Source organism: Kitasatospora sp. NPDC101157, from assembly GCF_044768255.1.
Lineage (GTDB): Bacteria > Actinomycetota > Actinomycetes > Streptomycetales > Streptomycetaceae > Kitasatospora.
This window is the reverse complement of record NZ_JBIWPL010000003.1, coordinates 383,025-409,075: the sequence shown is the minus strand read 5'-3', so window position 1 is coordinate 409,075 and position 26,051 is coordinate 383,025. Positions and strand designations below refer to the sequence as shown.

Sequence of the window (26,051 nt, the reverse complement as noted above, 5' to 3'; positions counted from 1 at the left end):
CGGCGGCGAACAGATTTCAAAATCTGTTTTCTGTCTTTTGTCATTTGTTCGCACCGGAGCATCGCCGGGGACGGGCGGCTTTCGCCGCCGGGATGCTTCCGTCGCGGAGGTGCCTCTGCTGCCGCGGACGCTTCCGCTGCCTGGGGCGGCTTCCGCGTCAGGCGTACGGCCCGGGTGAGCGCAGCAGGTACGCCCGGGCGGGTGGCAGGTTGCGCCACACCGTGCGTTCGCCCAGTCCGTACATGGCCTCGAAGCGGCGCAGCAGTCGCACCACCGCCCGGTGGCGGGCTCCGCGGCGCGGTCCCGAGGCGAGCGTGCGCGCGGTGGTGGTGCCGAGGTAGCCGAAGTAGGTCAGCTCGCCCCCGGGAGTCAGTAGTCGCAGGTAGAGGTCGAGGATGTCCCGGACCAGGGCCGGCTCGAAGTTGGTGAACGGCAGCCCGGACACGATGACGTCGTACCGCCCCGCGCCGTCCTGGCCGTGCCAGCCGGCCTGGCTGCCCCGGTCGCCCTGGCCGTCCTGGTCCGCGCCTTCGGTCGCCTCCGGAAGGTCCTCCACCCGGCACGCCGACAGCCGTAGCCCCACCCCCGGGTGGCGCGCGGCCAGGACCGGGTCCTCGCGCAGCCGGTCGGCGAACCGGGGGTTCGCCTCGACCACGTGCAGCCGGTCGCCCGGGCGCAGCACCCGGGCCAGCCGGCGGGTCACCACGCCGGTCCCGGCGCCGACCTCCAGCACCGAGATCGGCCTGTTCGGGCGACTGGTGGCCGGTGCCACGAGCGCGTTCACCAGGTCGGGCCCACTCGGCGCCAGCGCACCGGTGTCGTGGAAGGTGCGCAGCGCCTCGGCGAGGAACAGCAGGCGGTCCCCGCCGTACCGAGAGGGGCGCGAACTCTGTTGCTGCGGAGGGGAGTCGGGGGCGGGGCGGAGCTGCTCGGTCGTCATGCCGTCGACGCTAGGGAGGCCGCGGCGCCCGGGAACCGGCCGGTGAGCGGCGCCGACCCCCGACGAAAGTCGAGGGAGTGGCTGCCCATGAGAAGGGGGCACCGGACCGGCGCCCGCCCGTAGCATCGAGCGAGCGGATGCGAGTGGACACGAGTGGACACGAGTGGATGCGAACGGACGCGAGGGGAAGGGGATGCGAACGGACAGGAGCGGGTACGGACGGGCACGAACCGGCGTCAACGGGCAGGGTTCAAACGGGCTGGGTTCGAGCGAACGGGAGAGCTCGATGTGCGCGGGTCTGCTCGGCTGGTACGGCCCGGACAGCCGGCCGTGGCTGGACAGTCTGCTGATGTTCGGCATCCTCGTGCTCACCGCCGAGGAGGGCCTCTTCCAGTGGCTGCACGCCGACGGCCCGCTGCGCCCGTACCGGACCGTGGTGGCCTCGCTCGCCGCGCTCTCGCTCCTGTCCGCCCGTCGCTACCCGGCCGCCTCGGCCGTCCTGCCCGTGCTCACCAGCAGCCTGTTCAACCGGGCCCTTCCCGGCCTGTTCAGCGTCGCCCACCTCGCCTCCCTCGGCCGCACCGGCCCGGCGGTGGCCGCAGGCACGGTCATCGTGCTGGTCAGCGCGGCCAGGGCCGACTCCTTGGCCGGCTGGGCGGGCACCACCGGCTCCCAACTGCTCCTGCAGGTAGCGGTGTTGTCCTTCGGCCTGTGGCTCCACGGTCGCCGGGCGCTGATCCGCGCCCTGCACGCCCAGGTCGAGAACCTGCGCCGGGAGAGGGAGCTGCGGGCCGAGCAGGCCCGGTCCGCCGAACGCGCCCGGATCGCCCGGGAGATGCACGACGTGCTGGCCCACCGGTTGAGCCTGCTGGTGCTGCACGCAGGAGTGCTGCGCGACCAGGCCCGGGCCGGTACCGTCCTCGCCGATCAGGACCGGCTCACCCATCGGCTCGAACTGCTGCGCACCACCGCCGCGCGCTCGCTCGACGACCTGCGCGACGTGCTCGGGGCCCTGCGGGCCGAACCCCGGAGCGGCCCGCCGACGGGGAGGGACCGCTCGTGCCCGCAGGGCCGGTGCCCACCCCGCCCGCGCGCGTCCCGGCGCCCGCCCTGCGCGACCTCACCGACCTGGTCGACGAGGCGAACCAGGCCGGGCAGCATGTCCAACTCGCCCTTTCCGGTGACCCGGAGACGGTGCCGACCACCCACCGGCTGGCCGTCCACCGGGTTGTCCAGGAGGCGCTGAACAACGCCCGCAAGCACGCGCCCGCCGCGCCCGTCAGCGTCCGGGTCGGCTACGGCGCACCGGCGACCACCGTCGAGGTCCGCAACGGCCCCGGCGACGCCCCGCCGAACGGGCCGGGCACCGGCGGCGGGTACGGGCTGGTGGGGCTCGGCGAACGGGTCGGAGCACTCGGCGGGCACCTGGACGCGGGCCCGGACGGCGGCGGCTTCCGGCTCTCCGCCCGGCTGCCCGCGCCGGACCGTCCGCAGCCTCCGCGCCCCCAGCCTCCGCGCCCCCAGCCTCCGCGTCCGCAGTCCTCGCGCCCGCAGGTTCCTCACCCCCAGCCCCCGCAGCCGGAGGACGCCGCATGATCCGCACGATGGTGGTCGACGACGACGCGCTGGTACGCCTCGGACTGGTCGACCTCCTCGCCCAGGACCCGGCGCTGACCGTGGTCGCCGAGGCCGCCGACGGACTGCAGGCCGTCGAGCTCGCCCGCGGCCACCGGATCGACGTCGCGCTGATGGACATCCGGATGCCCCGGCTCGACGGGATCGCCGCCACCCGCCGCCTGCGCCAACTCCCCGACGCCCCCCGGGTGATCGCGCTCACCACCTTCGACCTGGACGAGTACGTGTACCAGGCGCTCGCCGCCGGAGCGGACGGCTTCCTGCTCAAGGACACCCCGCCCGCGGAGATCGCCCGGGCCGTGCACGTGGTCGCCCCTGTGCAGGGGATGCTGCACCCGGCGGCCGCGCGGCGGCTGATCGACCGGTACCACCGGGTCGGCGCGCCCCGGGCGGTGGCCGCCCGGAGCCGGATCGCCGAGCTCACCCCGCGCGAGACCGACGTGCTGCGCGAACTCGCGGACGGGCTGTCCAACGCCGAGATCGCGGGCGTGCTGGGGATGCGGGAGAGCACCGTCAAGGCGCACGTCAGCCGGATCCTGACCGCGCTCGCGGTGGCCAACCGGGTCCAGGCCGCGCTGCTCGCGCGCGATGCGGGGCTGGTCGGGGACGGTGCGTGAGGGCGGGCGCTCGCGAGGGCAGGGCGGGGCGCAGCGTCGGACGGTGTTCACTCGGACGTTCTCCGGAGGTCGGTTCGGGCCGCGGTGCGGGCTTCCCTGAGCCGTCGCGTGCCTCCGGTTGGTACCGCCCGCTGAGCCGTTGTCACCCATCCGGCGTGGAAATGCCGTGCCTTGCCGGTTTGCGCTGCCGAACCCGGGCGGCGGGTCCATGGTGGAGATGGGCGTGATCCGGCGACCGCGCCCGCGCGCCGATCCAGGCCCGCGCGCCGAGCGCCCGCCGCTTCCTCCGACGGGTGACCGAGGCCGGGGCCCGTACCGGCACGCTGGGAACAGGGCCACCTCGCAGGGAACCGAACGGTTCTTCTAGGCTCACATCTCGGCTTCCCTGCGGCGGTCCGGCCACTGCGCCCGCCGCGAGGAAGCCGCCGTGCACGGGGCTCCGGGCGGACCGGGGCACCGGATCGAGCGAGGAGGACGCAATGCCAAGCACGCCGACCAGCCGTTCCACCGCACTTGGGCCAGACGGGCCGTTCCGACGGGCCGTCCGGCCTCCGGGCCGGCCGGTGCGCTCCGGCCGGGCCTGGTACCCGGGCGGGAGCGGTCGGCCGGTCCGGCCGCTGAATACCGGCTGCGGCCGCGGAGGCGAGCGTTGAGTCCCCAGATCGTCGGGCCGCCGGCCGCGCCGGGTGCTGCCGCGGAGCCCGACCGCGTACCCGTGGCGGTCCCGGCCGCCGCCGACGGCGAGGTCCCGGCCGCCGCTGCCGGTCCTGCGGCGGGTCCGGCTGCCACTCCTGTCGCGGGCGCCGTCGCCTCCGGTACCACCGCCGCGCTGCCCGGACTGCCGCAGGCGCTCAGCGCCCGGGCCCGTACCCTCGCGGGTGCCGTCCGGCGGCGCTGCGCGGACCTGGCCCGGATGGAGTCGCCGAGTGGCGACGCTCCCCGACTCGACGCGCTCGCTGAGGAGTTGGCCGCCGGGTTCCGCGCCACCGGGGCCATCGCCCGCCGTGAGCCCGGTCCGGCCGGTGACCACCTGGTGATCGAGTGGCAGGGGCGGGACGAGTCCCTGCCGCACCTGCTGGTCGTCGGCCACCACGACACCGTCTGGCCGGCCGGCACTCTGGCGGACTGGCCGGTGACCGAGCAGGACGGGCGGCTCACCGGGCCCGGAGTGGTCGACATGAAGGGTGGACTCGCGGTCCTGGAGGGCGCGTTGGCGCTGCTCGCGGACCTGGGGGAGCGGCCGCACCGCACCGTGCGGCTGGTCGTGGTGTCCGACGAGGAGGTCGGCAGTCCGGACGGGCGGAGCCTGGTCGAGCGCCAACTGCGCGGCGCGGCTGCCGTCCTGGGGCTGGAGCCACCGCATCCGGACGGGCGGCTGAAGACCGCGCGGCGCGGCAGTACCCGGGTGCGCCTCACCGTCACCGGTCGGGAGGCCCATGCGGGCAACGACGCCCACGACGGGGTGTCGGCGGTGGACGAGCTCGTCGACCAGCTGGTGCTCGTCCGCGGCCTCGCCGGCCAGCCCGGTACGGAACTCAACGCCGGTCGGATCAACGGGGGTTCGCGGGCCAACGTGGTCGCCGGACGGGCCGAGGCCGAACTCGGCCTGCGGTTCTCCACCGTCGAGGCCCAGCGTCGAACGCTCGACAACCTCGCGCGGCTGACGGCGCTGCGCCCGGGCGCCCGGGTGCGTACGGAGGTGCTGTCCAGTCGTCCGGCCTGGCCCGAGCGGACCGGTAACCCGCTGCTGCGGCACGTGCGTTCGCTCGCGGCGGTGCTCGGGCAGCAGGTGGACGGCGCCCCGGCGGGCGGGGCCGGGGACACCAATCTGCCGGGGTCGCGCGGTCTGCCTACGCTGGACGGCTTCGGCGCGGTGGGCGCCGGTGCGCACGCCCGGCACGAGTACATCCGGCTGGACCAGCTCGCTCCGCGGATCGCCCTGCTGGCGGCGCTGCTGGCCGTTCCGCTGCCCCGGCTGCGGGACCGCGGGGAGGGGTGAGCCGGGCGGCCGGCTGAGGGTGGCCGGCGGACGCGGGCTGACGGCCGGCGGCTGACAGGCGACAGGAGGCGGGAGGCAGGAAGCAGGAAGCGCAAGGCAGTGGACAGAAGACAGCGAACAGATAACAGATGACGGATAACAGCTGACAGATTTCAGTTTCTGTCAGCTGTTATCCGTTTCCCCACTCCCTTGCCATCCCTCCGTCCCGCCGCGCAGAATGGTACCGACCGAACGGTCAGTCGGTTGGCGCCCCGGCGCCAGTGCACGGAGTCGGTGCACTGAGTCGGTGCGCCGAGCCGGCGCAGGGAGCCAGAGCAGGGACACGAGAGGGGACCGTGGTGACAGCAGAGGTGGCCGAGGCGGTCCCGGCGCAGACGCCGGAGGACCGGTTCGACGCGGTGATCGCCGCCGAGCAGCGGATCGAGCCCAGGGACTGGATGCCCGACGCCTACCGGGCCACCCTGATCCGCCAGATCGCCCAGCACGCCCACTCCGAGATCATCGGCATGCAGCCCGAGGGCAACTGGCTCACCCGGGCCCCCTCGCTGCGTCGCAAGGCCATCCTGCTGGCCAAGGCCCAGGACGAGGCGGGCCACGGCCTCTACCTGTACGCGGCCGCCGAGACCCTCGGCGTCGACCGGGCCGAACTCACCGAGAAGCTGATCAGCGGCCGCCAGAAGTACTCCTCGATCTTCAACTACCCCACCCTCACCTTCGCCGACGTCGGCGTGATCGGCTGGCTGGTGGACGGCGCCGCGATCTGCAACCAGGTCCCGCTCTGCCGCTGCAGCTACGGCCCGTACGCCCGCGCGATGGTGCGGATCTGCAAGGAGGAGTCCTTCCACCAGCGCCAGGGCTACGAGCTCCTGATGACCCTGATGCGCGGCACCGAGTCCCAGCGCCGGATGGTCCAGGACGCGGTCGACCGCTGGTGGTGGCCGTCGCTGATGATGTTCGGTCCCTCGGACGCCGAATCGCCGAACACCGCCCGCTCGATGGCCTGGCGGATCAAGCGCCACACCAACGACGAGCTCCGCCAGCGCTTCGTCGACATGACCGTCCCGCAGGCCGAGCACCTGGGCGTCACCCTCCCCGACCCCGAGCTGCGCTGGAACGAGGAGCGCGGCGGCTGGGACTTCGGCGAGCCCGACTGGTCCGAGCTGACCAGGGTCATCCAAGGCCAGGGCCCGTGCAACGCCCAGCGGGTCGACCGCCGCCGGGCCGCGCACGAGGACGGCGCCTGGGTGCGCGAGGCGGCCGTCGCCTACGCCGCCAAGCGCGCCGCCGAACAAGCCGCACCCGCCGAGCGGCCGACCCCCGAACAGGAGAACTGAACGTGACCGAGTCCAAGGCCGGCTGGCCGCTGTACGAGGTGTTCGTCCGCCCCCGGCGCGGCCTGAACCACGTGCACGTCGGCTCGCTGCACGCCTCCGACGACCGGATGGCCCTGCTCGCCGCCCGCGACCTGTACACCCGCCGCAACGAGGGCGTCAGCCTCTGGGTGGTCCGCTCGGACGCGATCACCGCCTCCACCCCGGACGAGCGCGACCCGTTCTTCGAGCCCAGCGGTGACAAGGTCTACCGCCACCCGACCTTCTACGACATCCCCGAGGATGTCCCGCACATCTGACGGGGGAGCCACCGTGCACGACCACACCACGTCCACCACCGAGGACGACCACGTCTACCTCAGCCTCGCCGGAGCCACCCCCGGCCCCGAGGGCGAGGGCCGCTGGGCGTACGGGACGGGCTTCGCCGACCCGTTGCTCGGCGTGGACACCGCCCTGCCCGCCGGCCTGGACGGCGACGACCTCGCCGCCTACTGCCAGATGCTCGGCGACGACGCGCTGATCCTCGCGCAGCGGCTGATCGAGTGGTGCACCCGGGCGCCCGAGCTGGAGGAGGAGGTCGCGCTCGCCAACCTCGGCCTCGACCTGCTCGGCCAGGCCCGGCTGCTGCTCACCCGGGCCGGCCAGGCGGACGGCTCCGGCCGCACCGAGGACGACCTGGCGTACTGGCGGGAGGAGCACCAGTTCCGCAACGTCCGGCTGGTGGAGACCCCGAACGGCGACTTCGCGTACTCGATCGCCCGGCTGCTGCTGTTCTCCACCGCCCGCGGCGCGCTGTACGAGGCGCTGGGCTCGCACCCCGACCCGGTGGTGGCCGCGGTCGCCGCCCGGGGCGTCAAGGAGCTGGCGTACCACCGCGAGTACGCCACCGCCTGGACGCTGCGGCTCGGCGACGGCACGCCGTACTCGGCGGAGCGGATGCAGGCCGGGCTGGACGCGGTCTGGCCGCTGCTGGAGGAGCTGTTCACCGCGCACCCGGTGGAACTGCGGGCCGGCGTCGACCCGGCGCCACTGCGCGAGCCGGTGCTGCGCGAGCTGGCCGCCGTGATCGCCGAGGCCGGGCTGACCGTGCCGGACGTCCCGCCGCTGGCCACCGTGCTGGGCCGGGCCGGCCGGGACGGGGTGCACACCGAGGCGCTCGGCCCGCTGCTCGCCGAGTTGCAGGTGGTGGCCCGCGCACACCCGGGGGCGACGTGGTGACCGGCACGGCCGGGACGGTCGGCACCGCCGGGATCATGGGCTCTCCGGCGACCACCGGGACCGTCGGCTCGACCGGGACCGTGGGCTCGACCGGGACGGCCGGCTCCACCGGCAGTGCCCGCGACCTGGCCTGGTCGGTAGCCGCGGCCGTCCCGGATCCGGAGCTGCCGATGCTCACCCTGGCCGACCTGGGCGTACTGGCCGCGGTCGAGGTGGACGGCGGCAGCGGCGCGGTGACCGCCTGGCTGACCCCGACCTACTCCGGCTGCCCGGCCGTCGCCGAGATGGCCGCCGACGTCGACCGCCGGCTGCGCGCCGCCGGGTACCCGGACGTACGGGTGCGGCTGCGGCTGGACCCGCCGTGGTCCACCGACCTGATCACCGCCGAGGGCCGCCGCAAGCTCGCCGAGGCGGGCATCGCCCCGCCGCGCCCGACCTCGGCCGTGGCGCCCGGACCGGGGCGCGTGCCGCTCGGGCCCGTTCCGCTCGGGCCCGTTCCGCTCACCCTCGGCCCCACCCGCACGGGAGCCGCTGCCCCCGTGCCCTGCCCGCACTGCGGCGGCACCGACACCGAGGAGCTGTCCCGCTTCGGCTCCACCGCCTGCAAGGCGCTCTGGCGCTGCCGCGCCTGTCGTGAGCCGTTCGAACGCGTCAAGGAGATCTGAGAATGCCCGCCGCCTCGCCCGCACCCGCCGCAGCCACGGATGCCACGGCGTCCGCCGATCCCGCGGTTTCCACGGAGGCCGTCCGCCCGGCCCGGCGTCCGACCTTCCACTCGCTGCGGATCGAGCGGGTGGAGCGGCTGTGCGAGGACGCCGTGGCGGTGACCTTCGCGGTGCCGGACGGTCTGGCGGCCGCCTACGCGTTCCGGCCGGGGCAGACCCTGACCCTGCGCAAGGTGGTGGATGGCGCCGACGAGCGCCGCTCGTACTCGATCTGCGCCCCCGTCGGCGGGCCGCTGCGGATCGCCGTCCGCGAGGTGCCCGGCGGGCTGTTCTCGCGCTGGCTGGTGCGCGAGGCCCGGCCCGGCGAGGAGGTCGAGGTGCTGACCCCGTCCGGCCTGTTCACCCCCGAACTCGGCGTCTCCGCCGACCACGTGCTGCTCGCGGCCGGTTCCGGCATCACCCCGATGCTGTCGATCGCCGCCTCGGTGCTGGCCGCCGACCGCCGGTCCACCGTCACCCTGCTCTACGGCAACCGGCGCAGCGACACCGTGATGTTCGCGGACGAGCTGGCCGACCTGAAGGACCGCTACCTCGGCCGGTTCCAGCTGGTGCACGTGCTCTCCCGGGAGACCAGGGACGCCGAACTGCTCAGCGGACGGCTGGACCCGGAGCGGGTCCGGGCGCTGCTGACGGCCCTGGTGGACGTCGGCGGCGTCGGCCACTGGTGGCTCTGCGGCCCGTTCGGCATGGTCGCCGGGGCGAAGGAGCTGCTCGCCGAACTGGAGGTGCCGGCAGAGCGGGTGCACCAGGAGCTGTTCCACGCCGAGGACGAGCCGCTCGCCGAGCGCGACGAGGACTGGGACCGTACGGACCGCGCGGACAGCGCCGCCGAGGGCGCGACCGGCGAGCGCAGCGAGGTGACCGTCGTCCTCGACGGGCGCGGCAGCACCCTCACCCTCCCGCGCGACCGCTCGATCCTGGACGGCGCCCAGCGCTCCCGGCCCGACCTGCCGTTCGCCTGCAAGGGCGGCGTCTGCGGCACCTGCCGGGCCCTGGTCACCGAGGGCGAGGTGGAGATGCGCCGCAACTTCGCCCTGGAGGAGAAGGAGCTGGCGGCCGGCTACGTCCTCACCTGCCAGGCCCGCCCGCTCACCGACCGGGTCACCGTGGACTACGACCGCTGAGCGGCCTTCATCCGCCGGGCGGTGCGGTGGGCGGACGGCTGAGAAGTCCGTGAACGTCGCCGGCTCCCGCCCGAGCAGCCCGGCGGGCGGCGCCGACGTCCGCGATGCCGGACCAGCCGGTGCGACTGCCGGAAGCGGGTCGTTCCCGCTCCGGTGGGTCGGGCCGGCGCCGACGGTCAGACCGTGGCCGGGGCGGGCTGCTCGGCCGGGTCCCCGAGCAGCTTGACCAGATCGTTGACGGCGGCGCGTCCGGCCCGGTTGGCGCCGATGGTGCTGGCGGACGGGCCGTAGCCGACCAGGTGGACGCGCGGGTCGGCGGTGGCACGGGTGCCGGTGAGCGCGATGCCGCCGCCGGGGGAGCGCAGGCCGAGCGGGGCGAGGTGGCCGACCTCGGGACGGAAACCGGTCGCCCAGACGATCGCGTCCACCGCCGACTCCTCGTCGCCCCAGGCCACCCCGTGCTCGGTGAGCCGGTCGAACATCGGCCGGCGGTGCAGCGCGCCCAACTCCCGTGCCCGGCGGTAGGCGACGGAGGGGCCGAGGCCGGTCACGCTCACCACGCTGCGTACCGGCAGCCCCTGACGGACCCGCTCCTCGACCTTGGCGACCACCGCGCGACCGTACTCGGGGGTGAACGGACCCTCGTGGTAGACGGGTTCGGAGCGGGTGACCCAGATCGTCTCGCCGACCGCCGCGACCTCCGACAGCACCTGGATCGCCGAGGCGCCGCCGCCCACCACCAGCACGCGCTTCCCGGCGAACTCCTCGGGGCCGCGGTACTCGGCGTAGTGCAGCTGGCGGCCCGCGAAGTGGCCCGGGTAGTGCGGGAGGAAGGGGCGGGTCCAGGTGCCGGTGGCGTTGATCAGCGCGCGGGCGGACCAGGTGCCGCGGTCGGTCTCGACCAGCAGCCGGGAGTCGGGGCGCTCGGACTCGGCGCGCACGGCGCGAACCGCGACCGGGCGCACGACCGGGAGGGCGTGCCGGGCCTCGTACGCCGTGAAGTACCCCGGCACCACCTCGCGCGCGCGGGCCTCGGGGTCGGGTGCCGGGAGCTCGGCGTCCGGGAGGTCGTGGAAGCCGTGCACGGTGGCCATCCGCAGGGACGGCGAGCGGTGCGCCCAGGCGCCGCCGGGGGTGGCGTTGGCGTCGAGGACGACGAAACCGCCGTCGACACCCTCCCGGTAGGGGGCGAAGCCGCGGCGGCGGAGGTGGTAGGCGGCGGACAGCCCCGCCTGCCCGGCGCCCACCACCAGGACGTCCACGCGCCGCTGTCCAGCCTCGTTGGTTGCACCGTAAACAGTCACGCCCGTGAAACATCGGGGGTCGGGCGGCTGTTCCCCGGCGGGCGGTGGGAGCCGGCGGCCGGCGGCGGTGCCGGGCGGGCGGCTGTCCCCGGCGGCGGGAGGGGGCGGCGGGCGGTGGGAGCCGGCGGCGGGAGCGGGGCGGTGGGAGCCGGCGGCGGGAGCGGGGCGGTGGGCCTCAGCCGATCGGGGAGATCACCGCGGCGGTGCCGTACGCGCACACCTCGGTGCCGACGTCCGCCGCCGCGGTCACGTCGAAGCGCATCATCAGGACGGCGTTGCCGCCGCGCGCCTTGGCCTGCTCGATCAGCCGCTGCATGGCCTCGTTGCGGCTCTCGACCAGGGTCTTCGTCAGGCCGCGCAGCTCGCCGCCGATCAAGGACTTCAGCCCGGCACCGACCTGGCTGCCGATGTGCCGGCTGCGGACGGTCAGTCCGAAGACCTCGCCGATCACGTGGTCGACCCGGAAACCGGGGACGTCGTTGGTGGTCACGACCAGGACGTCGGCGTTCGGGCCCTGCCCGCCGCCGAACTCGTTGATGTCAGCCATGCGGCCCATCCTGCCGGGGTGGTGCGTCCGAGTGACAGAGGCGCGGCGGGGAGGTGGCCGAGAAGGTCTCCGGAAGCTGGTTCAGACCGGTGATCGGGCGGCGGAAAAGCCGTACCGTAGCCCCATGGGCGAGCGAAGCGATCATCCGCAGGGGCCGGGCGCGGCGGAGTACTCCGGCGCGCCGGAGATCGAGGCGACCGTGGTGCTGGGCCTGCGGATCACCGACTGGCCGGCGCTGCGCGCGGCCGCGATCAGGGCCGTCGAGGAACTGGACTTCGAGGGCATCGACCCGGCCGGCCAGCGCCGCGAACTGCTGCGCGAGGTCGCCGAGGACGCCAACGCGGCGCTCGGCGCGCTGCTGCACCCCGACCGGCTGGTCGCCGCGATCCCCGGCGTCGAGGCGATCGGCGGCACGCTGGAGATCAGTGTCACCGAGGACTTCACGCCGGACTTCGCCGACCTGTTCCCGCTGGACGGCGAGGACGAGGACGGCGGCGCGGGCGCGGACTGGACCCTCACGCCGCGCACCGCCTGCCTGCTCCACGCCCAGCTGCTCGGCCTGGCCGACGCTGCCTACGACGACCTCGACGAGCACGGGGACGATCCGGTCGTGGACGGAGAGGACGTGGACTGGACGGTCTTCGCCAGGCTGCCCCAACGCACTTGGCGGCTCCACCGGGGCTGGCGGCGCGCGATGGCCCGCACCTTCGACGACCTCGCCGACGACCTCGCCCTCGGCGAGTGGCCGCTGCCGCGCTGCCTCGCCGAGGAGCTCGCGCTGCGGATGGCGCTGGTGGACGCCCGGACGCTGCTCGGCTCCCAGCCCGAGTCGGTGGCCGACATGATGGGCGACCTTCCGGCCGACCTGTACGACTACGACTGGGACGGCTGCCACGACGAACTGTTCGGCGTGTACGGGCCGGACGACGGGGACCCGGAGCTCGGCGCGGAGCAGCGCACCGAACTGCTGCTGGCGGCCACGCATCCCGAGGGGTGGTTCCTGATGTACGAGGACGCGGAGGAGCGGGACCCGCAGCGCGGGTACCGTCGCTGAGCGGACGTCGGGCCCTCCTGCGGCTCGCGGTCCGGGCGGGGCGGTGGGCGGGCGGCTAGGCTGCGGGGCATGTCCGATGTGTCTGGTATGAGAGGTGTGCCCTCGGGGGAGTCGGCGGGGCCGGGGCCGGGGCCGGGGCCGGGGAGGCCAGGAGGCGCCGGGCCCGATTCCGCCGGCCCGGAGCAGTCCGGTGCGGAGCAGTCCGGTGCGGAGGAGCCGGCGCTGGGTCGGATCGCGCTCGGGCTGGACGGCGTACTCGCGGCGCAACTCGGGCGGACCGCCGAGGCGCGGGCCAGCTTCGAGGCCCTGTGGGAGGAACTGGGGGAACGGGACGTCTTCCACCGCTGTGTCCTGGCGCACTATCTGGCCGACCTCCAGGACGACCCCCGGGCCGAGTTGGAGTGGGACCGGCGGGCCCTCGCGGCGGCCGACTCTCTGACCGCCGAGCGGGCCGCGACGTACGAGTCCGCCCTCCAGGTCCGGGCGTTCTACCCCTCGCTGCACCTCAACCTGGCCTCCGACCACCTCAAGCTCGGCGAGCCCGACCTCGCGCGCGAGCAGCTCGAACGGGCGGTGCGGAGCCTGGACGCGCTGCCGGAGGACGCGTACAGCGCGGGGATCCGGGCGGCGGTGGACGAGCTGCGGCAGCGGCTGCGCTGATTCGGCCCTCGGGGCGGCGCGGTCGCTGGGGCATTTCGGACTGGGCCGGATCGGGCCGGGGGCGGGCCGGATCGGGCCGGGGCGGTGGGCCGGGGGCGGGCCGGGGCGGTGGGGGCGGGGCTGGCATGCTGGACGGGTGACTTCTCCGTTCGATGCCCCGGCCGCCGTTCCCGCCTCCGACGACGTACCCGACTCCGCGGACCGCGACGCACTGCCCCAGTACGTGCTGCCGTTGGTCGTCCGGGTGGAGCGGGCGACGCCGCCGGGGCGGACGGACGCGCTGGAGACCTCGGCGCGGGCGGTGCTGACGCTGCTCGCCGACCCCCGGGTGACCGAGGTGGACGGCGAGTGGGCGGAGCGGGTCGCGGCCTGGGAGGATGCCCGGATCCGCAAGGTCGTCCGACGGGCCCGGGGCGGGGAGTGGCGCCGGGCCGGGGAGCTGCCCGGCATCACCGTGCGGGGGCGGGAGGCGGAGGTGCGGGTGTTCCCGCCGATCCCGCTGGACGGCTGGCCGAAGGAACTGGCCAAACTGCAGGTCTCCGGGACGGATCTGGAGGAGAACGCCGAGGTCGGCGCGCCCGAGCCGGGGGTGCCGGTGTTGTGGCTGAACCCGGAGCTGGAGATGAGCGCGGGCAAGACGATGGCCCAGACCGGGCACGCGGCGCAGCTCGCCTGGTGGCGGCTGGACGAGGCGCAGCGCAAGGAGTGGGCGGAGTCGGGCTTCGCACTCGCGGTCCGAACGGCTGCGCCGGAGGCGTGGGAGGAACTGGTACGCAGCGGGCTGCCGGTGGTCCAGGACGCGGGCTTCACCGAGATCGCGCCGGGCAGCTGCACGGTGATCGCGGAGCACCCGGCGCTGCGGTGACGGGGCAGCAGGCGCGGAACGACAAACAGCGAACAGGTAACAGATAACAGCGAACAGATGACAGATTTCGAAATCTGTCATCTGTTCGCTGTTATCTGTTACCTCCTACTCGCCCGAGGCCTGGTAGCGCCGCATCGCGCGGAGGCCCCCCAGCACAGCCGCGGTCGTCCAGAGCGCCATGATCATCAGGCCCGTCCAGTGGCCGTAGTGGATCCCCGCCTCCGTCTGGGTGCGCATCGCGTACAGGCCGGCCCGGTCGGGCAGGAACTGGCCGACCTCGCGGACGCCGGGGATCGCGGCCAGCCAGGTGGTGCCGAGGAACACCATCGGGGTGAGCAGGCCGAGCGCCGCGCTGAAGTTGCCCAGCATCGCGGTCAGTCCGAGGCAGATCAGCACCATCATCGGGTGGTAGAGCACGCCGGCCAGGAAGCTGCGGGCCAGCCCCGGGGTGGAGAAGTCCAGGCCGACGGTGGCTTCGACGGCGAGGAAGCAGCCGACCGTGGAGAGCAGTCCCACCAGCAGGCCCAGCCCGGCGCCGATCGCGAGCTTTGCGCCGTACAGCCGGCCGCGCCGGGGGACGGCGGTGAGCGAGGTGCTGATCATCCGGGTGTTGAACTCCTGCCCGACCAACAGGATCCCGAGGCAGGCCAGGGCGACGTGGCCGAACAACAGGCCGTAGTAGATCCCGCCGGCCGGGTCCTCACCGGGAGTGTGGTCCTTCGCTCCATAAGCGGCGTTGACGGCCGCGGTGACGCCGACGGTCAGCGCCACGGCGGTCAGCGGTGCCGCCCACTGCGATGGCAGCGTGGTGAACTTGATCCGTTCGGCGCGCAGGGCGTTGCCGATGCTCACGCTCAACTCTCTTCCGCTCGCAGTCACTTGGTACGCCGCTGCATCGCGCGCAGCCCGCCGTACGCGGCAAGTGCCGTCCACAGCGCCATGATCGCCAGTCCGGTCCAGTGTCCGTACGCGAGCTGCGGGTCGTCGGCGTAGTGCAGCGCGTACTGGCCGGCCCGGTCGGGGAGGAACTGGAACACCTCGCGCAGGCCGGGCACACCGCCGAGCAGCGGGGAGAGCAGGAAGACGGTCGGGGTCAACAGGCCCATGGTGGCGGTGAGGTTGCCGAACACCGCGGTCATTCCGAGGCAGAACACCGCCAGGAACGCCGGGTACAGCACCCCGGCCGTGGCCGCGCGGGCGAAGGCCGGACCGTGCCAGTCGGCGGGGACGGTGGCCGCGTACCCGGCATAGGCGCCGGCCGTGCCGACCGCCCCCGCGCCGAGGCCGATCAGGGCGGCCAGCGCCAGCTTGGCGCCGTACAGCCGGCCGAGCCGGGGGACGGCGGCGCGGGAGACGTCGATCATCCGGGTGTTGAACTCCTGCCCGATCAGCAGGACTCCGAAGGCGACCACGGCCGCCTGGCCGAAGTTGAGCCCGTAGAAGACGCCGACGCCGGGGTCGTCGGTGATGCTGTGCTCCTTGCCGCCGAGTGCCGCGCCGACGGCCGTGGTGGCCCCGGCGGTGAGCAGCACGGCGAGCAGCGGTGTGACCCACAGCGAGCGGAGGGTGGTGAGCTTCACCCGCTCGGCACGGAGGGCCTGCGTCACGGAAGTCATGCGACGGCCTCCGCGCGGTACTCGACGCTGTCCGCCGTCATGCGCATGAACGCCTCCTCCAGTGAATCCTGTTGGACCGCGATCTCGTACAGCACCACGCCGTGCTCGGCGGCCAGGGCGGCGATCCGCTCGGGTTCGGCGCCGGTCACCTCCCAGGCGCCGCCCTCGGCCTCGACGGCGTCGAAGCCGTGGCCGGTCCCGCCGAGCAGTGCGGCCAACTTGCCGCCGTCCACCGCCCGGACCCGGATCCTGGTGCGGCCGTGGCGGTCGATGAACTCGGAGGTGGCGGCGTCCGCGAGCAGGCGGCCGCGGCCGATCACCACCAAGTGGTCTGCGGTGAGCGCCATTTCGGTCATCAGGTGGGAGGAGACCAGCACTGCCCTTCCCTCGGTGGCCAGTTCGCGCAGCAGGGTGCGGATCCAGCGGATGCCCTCCGGGTCCAGGCCGTTGACCGGTTCGTCCAGCAGCAGTACCGGCGGGTCGCCGAGCAGCGCGGCGGCCACCCCGAGGCGCTGGCGCATCCCGAGGGAGAAGCCCCGGATCCGTCGCCCGGCGGCCTCCGCCAGTCCGACCTGGGCGAGCACCTCGCCGACCCGCCGCGCGGGCAGGCCGTTGCTCGCGGCGAGCCAGCGCAGATGGCCCTGGGCCGTCCGCCCGCCGTGCAGGGCCTGGGCGTCCAGCAGCGCGCCCACCTGCCGCAACGGGTCGGCGAGTTCGCCGTACGGGCGGCCGTTGACCAGGGCGTGCCCGGCGGTGGCGCGGTCCAGGCCGAGGACCAGCCGCATGGCGGTGCTCTTCCCGGCGCCGTTCGGCCCCAGGAAGCCGGTCACCACGCCGGGCCGGACCTCGAACGACAGGTCGTCGACGACCCGCCGGCCGTCGTACTCCTTGGTCAGGCCCTGGATCTCGATCACGGTCGCCTTCCCCTCCTGGTAGCTGGTCGCCGTCCGTGCTCCGGACGGTGGTTCCATTCGACCGGAGCGGACCGGCTGGGCGGATCCCGCCGCAGCGGGGACCGGCCTCCCTCCCGGGAGGGAGGCGACGGCGGCCCCGCGGGGGAGCCGGAGTCGCCCGCTGAGCTGGCAGGATGGGGCGGTGCCAAGAATGACCGCGCTCCGGATCCGGAGCCGAGCGACCACAATGTTCGCGCCGCTGGTGGCCGGTGCCAGTTACGCCCGGCTGCTGCACCTGCTGGTCGGGTGGATCTTCGCGGGCGTCATCCTGATGATCTACCCGGGGACGTACCGGACCGGCCTCGGTGAGATCCTGACGCGGGCCGTTTCGCTGGACGTCGTGCTGCTCGCACTGGTCGCCCTCATCCCGGCGATGCGGCGTGCGGAGGGTGTGCAGGCCCGGCTGCTGCTGGTGCCCGACCGCGAGGAGGACATCGGCGTCGAACCCTCCGGCACCTGGGCCGATCGGCGCCGCACGGCGGCCTGGTTGATCGGGCGGGTGGTGCTCGGTTCGGCGGTCGGCTTCGCGACGGTCTTCGGCCTCGCCCCGGTCTTCGACCTGCTGACCGGTCCGCACGCCCTCCGGTACCTCCCGCTCGTGCCGGTGTCGGCACTCGGCTACGGCTGGCTGGTGGTCTGGGCGGGACGCCTCCAACTCGCCATGGCCGTCAGGCTGCTGGGGCCGTCCCCGGCGGAGCGGCTGGCGGAGGCGGAGCTGCGGGCCGAACGGCTGCTGGAGCGCAACCGGTTGGCCCGGGAGCTGCACGACTCCATCGGCCATGCGCTGACGGTGACGGTCCTTCATGCAGGAGCGGCGCGCGAGGTCGGTGACCCTGCCTTCGTCGCCAAGGCGTTGGAGGTGATCGAGGAGACCGGGCGGCAGGCGATGGAGGACCTCGAACGCACCCTCGTCCTCCTGCGCGAAACCCCGGCGGGTGGGGCTTCGGCGCCCGGCGCTTCGGCGGGAGGCGCGCCGCGGAACGTGGTGGCCACCGAGCAGCCCGGCATCGACCAGCTGCCCGCGCTGTTCGAAACGGTCCGCGCGGCCGGAAGCCCGGTCGAGGCGAGCATCGAGGTGCCGCCCGGAGTGCTGCCCGGGGTGCTTTCGCGCGAGTCCTACCGGATCGTCCAGGAGGGCGTCACCAACGCGCTCAAGTACGCGCCCGGTCAGCCGGTCGACGTCCAGATCGCCGTCCGGGACGGGCAGTTGGAGCTACGCTGCGCCAACCGCCTGGTGACGGCGCCGGGTCGGGGCGGCGCCGGACGCAGGGGCGGCAAGGGGCTGCGCGGGATCCGCGAGCGCGCCGTGCTGCTCGGCGGCGCGGCCTCGGCCGGGCGGGCCGACCCCGTCGGGCCGTCGACGGGGTCGCCCGCCGACGGGGACGGGGAGTGGGTGCTCGACGTCCGGCTGCCCCTACGCTTGGGCTCGTGACGAACGATCTTGCAGGCGGTGGCCGGACGGCGGGCGGCACGGGCGTGACCGACATCCTGCTCGCCGACGACGAGGAACTGGTCCGGGCCGGGATGCGGGCCGTCCTGGAGGCCCAGGGCGACCTGCGGGTGGTCGGCGAGGCGTCCGACGGCGCGGAGGCGGTGGCCCTGGCCCGCGCGCTGCGCCCGCACGTGGTGCTGATGGACGTCCGGATGCCCGTCCTGGACGGCCTGGCCGCCACCCGCGAACTGCTGCGCCCCGGCGCGCCGGGGGAGCGGCCGCCGCGGATCCTGGTCGTCACCACCTTCGAGAACGACGACTACGTCTACCAGGCGCTGCGCGCGGGCGCCGACGGCTTCCTGCTCAAGCGCTCCCGCCCGGCCGAGATCGCCCACGCCGTACGGCTGGCGGCGGCCGGTGAGTCGCTGCTGTTCCCGTCCGCGATCCGCCGCCTGGCCGTCGGGCACGGCAATCCCGCCGCCCGCGCGGCCCTGGACCGGGCGGCCCTGACCGGCCGCGAGGCCGAGGTGCTGCGGCTGATGGCGCGCGGGCTCAGCAACGGGGAGATCGCCGGGCAGCTGGTCCTCGGCGTGCAGACGGTGAAGACGCACGTCAGCAGTGTGCTGGCGAAGCTCGGCGCGCGGGACCGCACCCAGGCGGTGATCGCCGCGTACGAGTCGGGGTTCGTCGAGCCGTCGGAGTAGCCGTAGGAGTAGCCGCCGGAGCAGTTGTGGGAGCGGGCGGGCGCGTCGGGCGGTGGGGTGCGGCTTGCGGCTTGCGGCTTGCGGCGTGCGGCGTGGTGCGGTGAGGGCGGGTCGGCGGGTCAGGCCGGGTAGGCGTGGGTCTGGGTGGCCTTGACCGAGGCCCAGACCGCCGAGCCCGGTGCCAGCCCCAGTTCGGCGACGGCGGCCGGGGTGAGGTCGGCGGCCATCGGCAGGGCGCCGGAGAGTTCGGCGCGCACCTGGTCGCCGTGCAGGTCGAGGCCGGTGACCTCGGCCTGCCACAGGTTGCGGGCGCTGGACTGCGGCCGCTCCCGGTACAGGGTGACGGCGGAGGGCGGGAAGGCCACGAACGCCGGTCCGGACAGTTCCTCGGCGGTGGTCAGGACGGTCCCGTCCGGCAGGGTCACCCGGGTGCCCTCGGCCCGGCCCCGGTACAGGTTGAGGCCGACCAGCCGGGCGATGTAGTCGGTGCGCGGCCGGCGCGCGACCTCCGCCGGGCTGCCGGTCTGCACCTCGTGGCCGTCCTCGATCACCACCAGCCGGTCGGCCAGCACCATCGCGTCCAGCGGGTCGTGCGTCACCAGCACTGCCACGGCCTCGAACTCGGCCAGATGGCGCCGCAGTTGGGCCCGTACGTCGAGCCGGGTGCGGGCGTCCAGGGCGGCCAGCGGCTCGTCCAGCAGGAGCAGCCGGGGGCGGACGGCCAGCGCCCGGGCGAGCGCCACCCGCTGGGCCTGACCACCGGAGAGCCGGCCCGGGCGCACCGAGGCGTGCTCGGCCATGCCCATCCGCTCCAGCCACGCCGCCGCCTCGGCCCTGGCCTCGCGCCTGGGGCGGCCCTGGCAACGCGGGCCGAAGGCGACGTTGTCGAGCGCACTGAGGTGCGGGAAGAGCAGGTAGTCCTGGAACACCACGCCGACCGGCCGCTGTTCGGCGGGGGTGTGGAGGCGCCGGGCCGGATCCTCCAGGACCTGGCCGTCCAGCCGGAGGTGGCCGCCGGTGAGCGGGAGCAGTCCGGCCAGGGCGCGCAGGGCGGTGGACTTGCCGGCGCCGTTCGGGCCGAGCAGCGCGACCACCTCACCGGAGGCGGCGGTGAGCGCCAGGTCGAGGGCGAAGGCGGCGCGGTCGATCCGAAGGCGGGCGTCGAGGGCGGGCCCGGCGGTGGCGCCCGGGGTCGCGGTGCCCGGGGTCGCGGTGCCCGGGGTCACGGTGCCCGACGTCGCGGGGCTCGTACGGTGCGGGGGGTTCATCGGCTCGGCATCCTGGGTCACGAGGTCCGGATCAGGGGTCCGGGTCACGGGGTCGACATCCAGCGGTCGCGCAGTCCGACGAGGACGGCGACGGAGACCACCAGCAGGATCAGCGACAGCGCGATCGCGGCCTCCGGGTCGGACTCCATGGCGAGGTAGACGGCCAGCGGCATGGTCTGGGTGCGGCCCGGGAAGTTCCCCGCGAAGGTGATCGTCGCACCGAACTCGCCGAGCGCCCGGGCCCAGGCCAGGACGGCCCCGGCGGCGATCCCCGGGGCGATCATCGGCAGGGTGACCCGGCGGAACGCGGTCAGGCGGGAGGCGCCCAGCGTCGCGGCGGCCTCCTCGTAGCGGGGGTCGGCGGCCCGCAGCGCGCCCTCGACGCTGATCACCAGGAAGGGCATCGCCACGAAGGCCTCGGCGATCACCACCCCGGTGGTGGTGAAGGGCAGGGTGATGCCGAAGGCCGAGTCCAGCCAGGAGCCGACGATCCCGCGCCGCCCGAGCACCAGCAGCAGCGCCACGCCGCCCACCACCGGCGGCAGCACCAGCGGCAGGGTGACCAGAGCCCGGACCAGCCGGCGTCCGGGCAGTTCGGTACGGGCGAGCAGCCAGGCCAGCGGGACGCCGAGGACCAGCGAGATCGCGGTGGCGGCCGTTGCGCAGATCAGTGACAGCCGCAGGGCGTCCCAGACGGCGCTGCTGGTGAGCTGTTCGGACAGGCCGCTCCACGGCGCCCGGACCAGGAGCCCGACCAACGGGAGGGTCAGGAACGCGAGCCCGAGCAGTGCCGGGAGCAGCAGCGTGACCGGGACGCGCCGCGGGGCAGGATGGCGGCGCGGGCCCTGGGGGCGGCGTTTGCCGAGGTGGCGGCGCGCGCCCGGGCGGCCCGGGTCCCGGTGGTGCGGCAGGGCCTTCTCGGGTCCGGACGGTGCCCCGGTGGCAGCGGCGGCGCCGTCCGGGCCGGTGCCGGTGGCACGGCTCCGGCCGGTTTCGTCGCCGCCGTCCCTGCCGGGTGCGGTGGTGCGGTCCTTCACGGCGCCTGGAAGCCCGCCGCGGTCAGCACCTGCTTGGCCTCGGGCGACTGGATGTAGGCGACGAAGGCGGCCGCGCCGTCCTTGTTCGGCGCCTTGGCGAGAGCGGAGATCGGGTAGTCGTTCACGGCCTTGTCGGCCTCGGGGAAGTCCACGCCGTCGATCTTCGCAGCATCGGCCTTCACATCGGTCCGGTACACCAGCGAGGCGTCGACCTCGCCGAGCTCGACCTTGGTCAGCGCGCCCTTGACGTCCTGCTCAAGGGTGACCGGAGTCAGGTTGACTCCGGCGGCCTTCAGCGCGGCGAGGGCGGCGGCGCCGCAGGGCACCTCCTTCGCGCACAGCGCGACCTTCGTGCCGGAACCGGTGAGGTCCTTCAGGCCCGCGATGTGCTTGGGGTTGCCCTTGGGTACGGCGATGGTGAGGGTGTTCCTGACGAAGGTCTTCGGCTCGCCGCTCGCACCGCCCGCGTCGGTGACGGTCTTCATGGTGGCCGGGCTGGCGGCGGCGAACACGTCCGCCGGGGCACCGGAGTTGATGCTGCTGGCGAGCGCGGAGCTGCCGCCGAAGTTGAACGTGACCTTGGTGCCGGGGTTGGCGGCCTCGAACTTCTTGCCGAGCTCGGTGAAGCTCTCCTTGAGCGAGGCGGCGGCGAACACGGTGACGGCGCCCTTGGCCTTCGGGGCGTTCCCGGTGCCGGCGTCGCCGCCCGCGGTGGTGGCGGTCGCCGTGGAGGAGCCGGAGCCGGAGGACTTACCGCCGTTGCTGCCGCAGGCGGTGACCCCGAGGCTGAGGGCGAGGGCCGCCGCGACGGCGACGGCGAGTCTGCCAGTGGCGGTGCTGCGGGTGTTCATCGGTGCTTCCCCTCCAGGGAGCGCGCCGGAAGAGGCGCGGAGGTGTGGCCGCAGGTGCGGCCATTACGGCGATCATAGTGCCGCAGATGCGAGCGATAAATCCCCTGTCGCTTCGCACAGGCGGGGCGGGGCGGGGGCCTCGGGGCCGCTGTGCGAAGGCTCAAACGTGCACGGACGGTTCCGGTGCCGGTGCCGGTGTCGGTTCCGGTGCCGGTGTCGGTTCCGGTTCTGCTTCCGCTTTCGGTTCGGGCGGTGGATGCGGGCGGGCGAGGTGATGGCGGCTGGAGTCCGGGGCGGCGAGGAAGGCGTGCGGGGCGGTGGGAGGGCGGCGCGAGGGCTCCGGCCGGAACCGGCGGAAAATGCGTCGCACCCGGGCGGGAGAAGGGGTCAGAGTGGTCGCAGCCCGGAGACACGGCCGAACGTCGGCCGGCCGGGCCCAACGGTCGATCCACACGGATCCACGGGGAGGAGTCCGTCCATGTCCACGCTGCGAGTCACCGCCGAGAGGCTGGTCATCCTGGAGCACCCGAACGCCGACGCCCTGGAGCTGGCGCAGGTCGGGCTCTACCGGGCGGTGGTCGCGAAGGGCGTGTACCGGACCGGTGACCACGCCGTCTACATCCCCGAACAGGCCGTCCTGCCGGACGAGTTGATCGGGGAGCTCGGACTGACCGGCAAGCTGGCCGGCGGCGCGGCGAACCGGGTGAAGGCGGTACGGCTGCGCGGAGAGCTGTCGCAGGGCATCGTCTGCCGGCCCGCGGCGCTCTCGGAGACCGACCTGGCCGGGGCCGCCGAGCGGGGCGAGGACTTCGCCGAGCTGCTCGGGATCGTCAAGTGGCAGCCCCCGGTGCCGACTTCGATGAGCGGCGAGGTGGTCGGAGCGCCGGATCTGCTGCCCTGGGTGGACATCGAGAACCTCAAGCGCCACCCCGACGTCTTCGAGTCCGGCGAGCCCGTGGTGCTGACCGAGAAGCTGCACGGCAGCTGCTGCCTGGTCACCTACACCGCCGCCACCGGTGAGGTGCAGGTCTCCTCCAAGGGGATCGGCGCGCAGGGCCTGGCGCTGGTGGAGGACGAGCGCAACCTGTACTGGCGGGCAGTGCGCGCGTACGACCTCCCGGCGGTGGCGGCCCGGCTGGCCGAACGGCTGGGCGCCGAGCGGGTCGGCATCTTCGGCGAGGTGTTCGGCGAGGGCGTGCAGGACCTCACGTACGGGGTCTCCGCGCGCACCGACCGCCCCGGGTACGCCGCGTTCGACGTGTCGGCCGTGGTGGACGGGCAGCTGAGCTGGCTGCCGGCCGCCGAACTCCTCGACGGCGAACTGCCGTTGGTGCCCGAACTGTGGCGCGGACCGTTCGACACCGCCACGGTGCTGGCGTACGCGCAGGGCAGGGAGGCCCACTCCGGGCGCGAACTCCACCTGCGCGAGGGCGTGGTGGTCCGGCCGGTGGTGGAGCGGTGGAGTCCGCTGCTCGGCGGGCGGGCGATCGCCAAGGTGGTCAGCGACGCCTATCTGACCCGCAAGGGCGGCACCGAGTACGAGTGAGCGGCTGAGCGGCTTCCTCCACTGAGTACCCGTCAGTAAGGTTGGGAGTCACCGAGCGCAGCCGGCGCCGATCCGGAACGCCGGAAGGTCCAGAAGGAGTGCCGATGACCACCGCACCCGCCATACCCGGACCGGCCGGGAACCCCCTGGTCGGTTCGCTCTTCGACCTCACCCGACGCCCGCTGCGCACCTACCTGGCGGCCCGGCGCGACCACGGCGACGTGGTGCGCTTCCTGGCCGGGCCGCCCGGCCTGCGCGTCGAGTTCTACGGGGTGTTCTCGCCGGAGGGCGTCCACCAGGTGCTCGGCAGCGAGGCGGCGAACTTCCGCAAGGAGAACAACTTCTACGACGAGCTGCGGACCAGCGTCGGCAACGGGCTGCTGACCAGCCAGGACGAGGTCTACCAGCGGCAGCGGCGACTCATCCAGCCGCTGTTCACCAGGCGCCGGGTGGACGGCTACGCGGACGCGCTCGCCCAGGAGGCGCAGGCGCTCACCGAGCGGTGGCGGGCGGTGCCGGACGGGGTCGTGGACGCGGCGGAGGAGATGTCGCGGTTCGCGCTGCGCGCGGTCGCGCGAATCCTCTTCGGCGCCGACGTGGACGAGGCGGTGGAGGTGGTGAACCGCAGTTTCCCGGTGCTCGGCGCGTACCTCATGGAGCGCGGCTTCACGCCGGTCCGGCTCCCGCGCACCTGGCCGACGCCGAGCAACCGGCGCGGCCTGGCGGCGCAGCGGGCACTGTACGAGGTCTGCGACCGGATCATCGCCGAGCGGGCCGCCCGCGGGGGCGGCGACGAGGACGCCAACGACCTGCTGACCCAGCTCGGGCGGGCGCGCGGCGAGGACGGAGAGCGGCTGGATCCGGACGAACTCCGGGACCAGGTCCTGGTGTTCCTGCTCGCCGGGCACGAGACCACGGCGACCTCGCTGGCCTTCGCACTGCACCTGCTGGCCAAGCACCCGGAGCAGCGCGAGCTCGCCCAGGAGGAGGCGCGGACCGTCCTGGCCGGGCGCGCGCCGACGGCGGCGGACCTGGAGCGGCTGCCCTACATCACCCGGGTGCTCAAGGAAGCGATGCGGCTCTTCCCGGCGGCGCCGCTGTTCGGGCGGCGGGCGGTCGAGGAGACGGTCATCGACGGCCACCTCATCCCGGCGGGGGCGCAGCTCGTGGTCGCGCCACTGGTGACCCACCGGCACCCGGACCACTGGGTGGATCCGGAGCGCTTCGACCCGGACCGGTTCCTGCCGGAGGTGGAGAGGGCGCGCCATCGGTACGCCTGGTTCCCGTTCGGGGGCGGCCCGCGGGCGTGCATCGGGCAGCACTTCTCGATGCTGGAGTCGGTGCTGACCCTCGGGGTGCTGCTGCGGGACTTCGAGCTGGACGTGGTGGACCGGCGGGTGGCGCTCGCGCAGGGGATCACCCTCCGGGCGGTCGGCGCCATGCGGGTGCGGGTCTCGCCGGCGGGGTGACGGGCGGCGGAAGGCAGGCGCCGCCGGTCGTCGTTCGCCGACGGACGGACGGCCCTCCGGGCACACGACCGGCTCATTCGAACACATCGCCCCGGCCGCGTGTGCAGCTTTTCAGATCTTCGTCTGAGCGATTCCAGCCGCTCGATAGCGTCCCACGCACCCCAGGTCGGAAGCGCACATGTGACTGGCATATGCCTGCCACGTGCAGTCCGCCCGACCGGGGGTGCCCGGGCGCACTGCTGACTGCCCCGGGCCCGACCGGTCGACCGGAGGTCCCATGGGCACCCTCAACCACTTCAGCTTCGGCTGGCTGACACCCGTCCTCTCGTACGCCATGGCCTGCGCCGGCGCCGCCCTCGGTCTGCGCTGCACCCTGCGCGGACTGGCCGCCACCGGTGCCACCCGCCGGAACTGGCTGCTCACCGCCGCCGCCGCGATCGGCTCCGGGATCTGGACGATGCACTTCGTCGCCATGTTCGGCTTCGCCGTCGACGGCACCGAGCTGCGCTACAACGTGCTGCTGACCGTGCTGAGCCTGCTGGTCGCGGTGGTGGTCACCGGCCTCGGCCTGACCGTGGTCTGCTACGGCCGGCACCGCGGCCTCGCCCTGCTGGGCGGCGGCGTCACCACCGGCGTCGGCGTCGCCGCGATGCACTACCTGGGCATGGCCGCCGTCCGGATGCACGGAGGGCTGCGCTACGACGCGGGAACGGTCGCCCTGTCCGTACTGGTCGCGATCGGCGCCGCCACCGCCGCACTCTGGGCCGCCGTCACCATCCGCAACCTGTACGCGGCCGGCGCCGCCTCGCTCGGCATGGGGCTCGCCGTCAGCTGCATGCACTACATCGGCATGGCCGCCGTCCACGTCCAGCTGGACCCCGCCCGTACCGAACTCGGCGGCGCCAGCCCGATGGAGTTCGTCTTCCCGCTCGCGGTCGGCCTCGGCTCGTTCCTCTTCCTCGCCTCCGCGTTCGTGGCGCTCTCCCCGACCGCCCAGCAGCGGGCCGGTGACCTGGCGGCGGGGGAGCCGGCCGTCGAGGAGTTCCCCGGGCCGGCCGACGGCCCGGAAGCCGACCACCCGGACGCGGCGCCCGGCGACCCGTACGGCCGGGACCCGTACGGCCGGGACCCGCACGGCGTCGGCGCGTACGGCGTC

25 protein-coding genes and 1 pseudogene are annotated in these 26,051 nt (G+C 74.3%); 17 read left to right on the top strand and 9 right to left on the bottom strand.

Annotated elements, in window-relative coordinates:
* Positions 1-157: 157 nt before the first annotated feature.
* A complete protein-coding gene (locus tag ACIRVF_RS08630; RefSeq protein WP_402815524.1) occupies positions 158-940 on the bottom strand; it encodes a class I SAM-dependent methyltransferase in 783 nt (260 codons plus the stop codon).
* A gap of 286 nt (positions 941-1,226) precedes the next feature.
* Here ACIRVF_RS08630 and ACIRVF_RS08625 point away from each other — a divergent pair, with 286 nt between their 5' ends.
* The 9 genes from ACIRVF_RS08625 (at position 1,227) to paaE (ending at position 9,589) form a co-directional block, all read left to right on the top strand.
* The gene (locus tag ACIRVF_RS08625; RefSeq protein ID WP_402815522.1) at positions 1,227-2,186 is read left to right on the top strand and encodes a sensor histidine kinase; all 960 of its coding nucleotides are present in this window, start codon (positions 1,227-1,229) and stop codon (positions 2,184-2,186) included.
* Positions 2,135-2,536 carry an ATP-binding protein gene (locus ACIRVF_RS08620; protein ID WP_402815520.1) on the top strand — a complete coding sequence of 134 codons (402 nt, stop codon included), beginning with the start codon at positions 2,135-2,137 and terminating at the stop codon, positions 2,534-2,536. Before ACIRVF_RS08625 ends, ACIRVF_RS08620 begins: the two co-directional genes overlap by 52 nt.
* Positions 2,533-3,192: a response regulator gene (locus ACIRVF_RS08615; RefSeq protein ID WP_402815518.1), complete on the top strand. Its 660-nt coding sequence runs from the start codon at positions 2,533-2,535 to the stop codon at positions 3,190-3,192. The genes ACIRVF_RS08620 and ACIRVF_RS08615 overlap by 4 nt, the downstream gene beginning before the upstream one ends.
* Before the next feature lie 649 nt (positions 3,193-3,841).
* Positions 3,842-5,191: a M20 family metallopeptidase gene (locus ACIRVF_RS08610; RefSeq protein ID WP_402815517.1), complete on the top strand. Its 1,350-nt coding sequence runs from the start codon at positions 3,842-3,844 to the stop codon at positions 5,189-5,191.
* Between the two features lie 335 nt (positions 5,192-5,526).
* Positions 5,527-6,525: a 1,2-phenylacetyl-CoA epoxidase subunit PaaA gene (paaA, locus tag ACIRVF_RS08605; RefSeq protein ID WP_402815515.1), complete on the top strand. Its 999-nt coding sequence runs from the start codon at positions 5,527-5,529 to the stop codon at positions 6,523-6,525.
* Between the two features lie 2 nt (positions 6,526-6,527).
* A complete protein-coding gene (paaB, locus tag ACIRVF_RS08600; RefSeq protein WP_030234269.1) occupies positions 6,528-6,821 on the top strand; it encodes a 1,2-phenylacetyl-CoA epoxidase subunit PaaB in 294 nt (97 codons plus the stop codon).
* Positions 6,805-7,740, top strand: a complete 936-nt coding sequence (gene paaC, locus ACIRVF_RS08595) for a 1,2-phenylacetyl-CoA epoxidase subunit PaaC (protein ID WP_402815513.1) — start codon at positions 6,805-6,807, stop codon at positions 7,738-7,740. Before paaB ends, paaC begins: the two co-directional genes overlap by 17 nt.
* A 170-nt stretch (positions 7,741-7,910) precedes the next feature.
* Positions 7,911-8,405, top strand: coding sequence for a 1,2-phenylacetyl-CoA epoxidase subunit PaaD (gene paaD / locus ACIRVF_RS08590; protein ID WP_402815760.1), 495 nt, complete (start codon positions 7,911-7,913; stop codon positions 8,403-8,405).
* Between the two features lie 2 nt (positions 8,406-8,407).
* Complete coding sequence (gene paaE / locus ACIRVF_RS08585; protein WP_402815511.1) at positions 8,408-9,589, top strand: 1,2-phenylacetyl-CoA epoxidase subunit PaaE; 1,182 nt, start codon at positions 8,408-8,410, stop codon at positions 9,587-9,589.
* Positions 9,590-9,765: 176 nt separating this feature from the next.
* On the opposite strand, the gene ACIRVF_RS08580 is transcribed toward paaE, so the two are convergent.
* Together ACIRVF_RS08580 and ACIRVF_RS08575 are read right to left on the bottom strand one after the other, a co-directional pair.
* Positions 9,766-10,893, bottom strand: coding sequence for an NAD(P)-binding domain-containing protein (locus tag ACIRVF_RS08580; protein ID WP_402815509.1), 1,128 nt, complete (start codon positions 10,891-10,893; stop codon positions 9,766-9,768).
* A 175-nt stretch (positions 10,894-11,068) separates the two neighbouring features.
* Positions 11,069-11,440 (bottom strand): YbjQ family protein, encoded by a 372-nt coding sequence (locus tag ACIRVF_RS08575; protein ID WP_402815507.1) that lies wholly within the window; start codon positions 11,438-11,440, stop codon positions 11,069-11,071.
* A 124-nt stretch (positions 11,441-11,564) separates the two neighbouring features.
* Here ACIRVF_RS08575 and ACIRVF_RS08570 point away from each other — a divergent pair, with 124 nt between their 5' ends.
* The 3 genes from ACIRVF_RS08570 to ACIRVF_RS08560 all read left to right on the top strand — a co-directional run bounded on the left by ACIRVF_RS08570 (position 11,565) and on the right by ACIRVF_RS08560 (position 14,019).
* Positions 11,565-12,494: a hypothetical protein gene (locus ACIRVF_RS08570; RefSeq protein ID WP_402815505.1), complete on the top strand. Its 930-nt coding sequence runs from the start codon at positions 11,565-11,567 to the stop codon at positions 12,492-12,494.
* Between the two features lie 69 nt (positions 12,495-12,563).
* Positions 12,564-13,154, top strand: coding sequence for a hypothetical protein (locus ACIRVF_RS08565; RefSeq protein WP_402815503.1), 591 nt, complete (start codon positions 12,564-12,566; stop codon positions 13,152-13,154).
* Positions 13,155-13,290: 136 nt separating this feature from the next.
* Entirely contained in the window at positions 13,291-14,019 is a 729-nt protein-coding gene (locus tag ACIRVF_RS08560; RefSeq protein WP_402815501.1) for an aminoacyl-tRNA hydrolase, read from the top strand.
* Between the two features lie 105 nt (positions 14,020-14,124).
* On the opposite strand, the gene ACIRVF_RS08555 is transcribed toward ACIRVF_RS08560, so the two are convergent.
* Genes ACIRVF_RS08555 through ACIRVF_RS08545 form a run of 3 tightly spaced genes read right to left on the bottom strand, consistent with a single transcriptional unit; the run spans position 14,125 to position 16,549 of the window.
* Complete coding sequence (locus ACIRVF_RS08555) at positions 14,125-14,871, bottom strand: hypothetical protein (RefSeq protein WP_402815499.1); 747 nt, start codon at positions 14,869-14,871, stop codon at positions 14,125-14,127.
* Positions 14,872-14,894: 23 nt separating this feature from the next.
* Positions 14,895-15,635 carry a hypothetical protein gene (locus tag ACIRVF_RS08550; RefSeq protein WP_402815497.1) on the bottom strand — a complete coding sequence of 247 codons (741 nt, stop codon included), beginning with the start codon at positions 15,633-15,635 and terminating at the stop codon, positions 14,895-14,897.
* Entirely contained in the window at positions 15,632-16,549 is a 918-nt protein-coding gene (locus tag ACIRVF_RS08545) for an ATP-binding cassette domain-containing protein (RefSeq protein ID WP_402815759.1), read from the bottom strand. The genes ACIRVF_RS08550 and ACIRVF_RS08545 overlap by 4 nt, the downstream gene beginning before the upstream one ends.
* A gap of 241 nt (positions 16,550-16,790) precedes the next feature.
* Between ACIRVF_RS08545 and ACIRVF_RS08540 the strand changes: the two genes are divergently transcribed.
* Entirely contained in the window at positions 16,791-18,020 is a 1,230-nt protein-coding gene (locus ACIRVF_RS08540; protein ID WP_402815495.1) for a sensor histidine kinase, read from the top strand.
* Positions 18,021-18,112: 92 nt separating this feature from the next.
* Complete coding sequence (locus tag ACIRVF_RS08535) at positions 18,113-18,724, top strand: response regulator (protein WP_402815758.1); 612 nt, start codon at positions 18,113-18,115, stop codon at positions 18,722-18,724.
* Between the two features lie 119 nt (positions 18,725-18,843).
* On the opposite strand, the gene ACIRVF_RS08530 is transcribed toward ACIRVF_RS08535, so the two are convergent.
* From ACIRVF_RS08530 to modA, 3 genes are all read right to left on the bottom strand, one after another.
* Positions 18,844-19,992, bottom strand: coding sequence for an ABC transporter ATP-binding protein (locus ACIRVF_RS08530; RefSeq protein ID WP_402815493.1), 1,149 nt, complete (start codon positions 19,990-19,992; stop codon positions 18,844-18,846).
* 44 nt (positions 19,993-20,036) lie between these two features.
* Positions 20,037-20,903 (bottom strand): ABC transporter permease, encoded by an 867-nt coding sequence (locus tag ACIRVF_RS08525; protein WP_402815757.1) that lies wholly within the window; start codon positions 20,901-20,903, stop codon positions 20,037-20,039.
* A 122-nt stretch (positions 20,904-21,025) separates the two neighbouring features.
* The gene (gene modA, locus ACIRVF_RS08520; RefSeq protein ID WP_402815491.1) at positions 21,026-21,880 is read right to left on the bottom strand and encodes a molybdate ABC transporter substrate-binding protein; all 855 of its coding nucleotides are present in this window, start codon (positions 21,878-21,880) and stop codon (positions 21,026-21,028) included.
* Positions 21,881-22,358: 478 nt separating this feature from the next.
* Here modA and ACIRVF_RS08515 point away from each other — a divergent pair, with 478 nt between their 5' ends.
* The 3 genes and pseudogenes from ACIRVF_RS08515 to ACIRVF_RS08505 all read left to right on the top strand — a co-directional run.
* On the top strand, positions 22,359-23,426 hold the full coding sequence (locus ACIRVF_RS08515; RefSeq protein ID WP_402815489.1) for an RNA ligase (ATP): 1,068 nt from the start codon (positions 22,359-22,361) through the stop codon (positions 23,424-23,426).
* Positions 23,427-23,530: 104 nt separating this feature from the next.
* Complete coding sequence (locus ACIRVF_RS08510) at positions 23,531-24,895, top strand: cytochrome P450 (RefSeq protein ID WP_402815487.1); 1,365 nt, start codon at positions 23,531-23,533, stop codon at positions 24,893-24,895.
* A gap of 277 nt (positions 24,896-25,172) precedes the next feature.
* Positions 25,173-25,937, top strand: a pseudogene (locus ACIRVF_RS08505) (MHYT domain-containing protein); the annotation flags it as partial.
* Between the last annotated feature and the right edge of the window lie 114 nt (positions 25,938-26,051).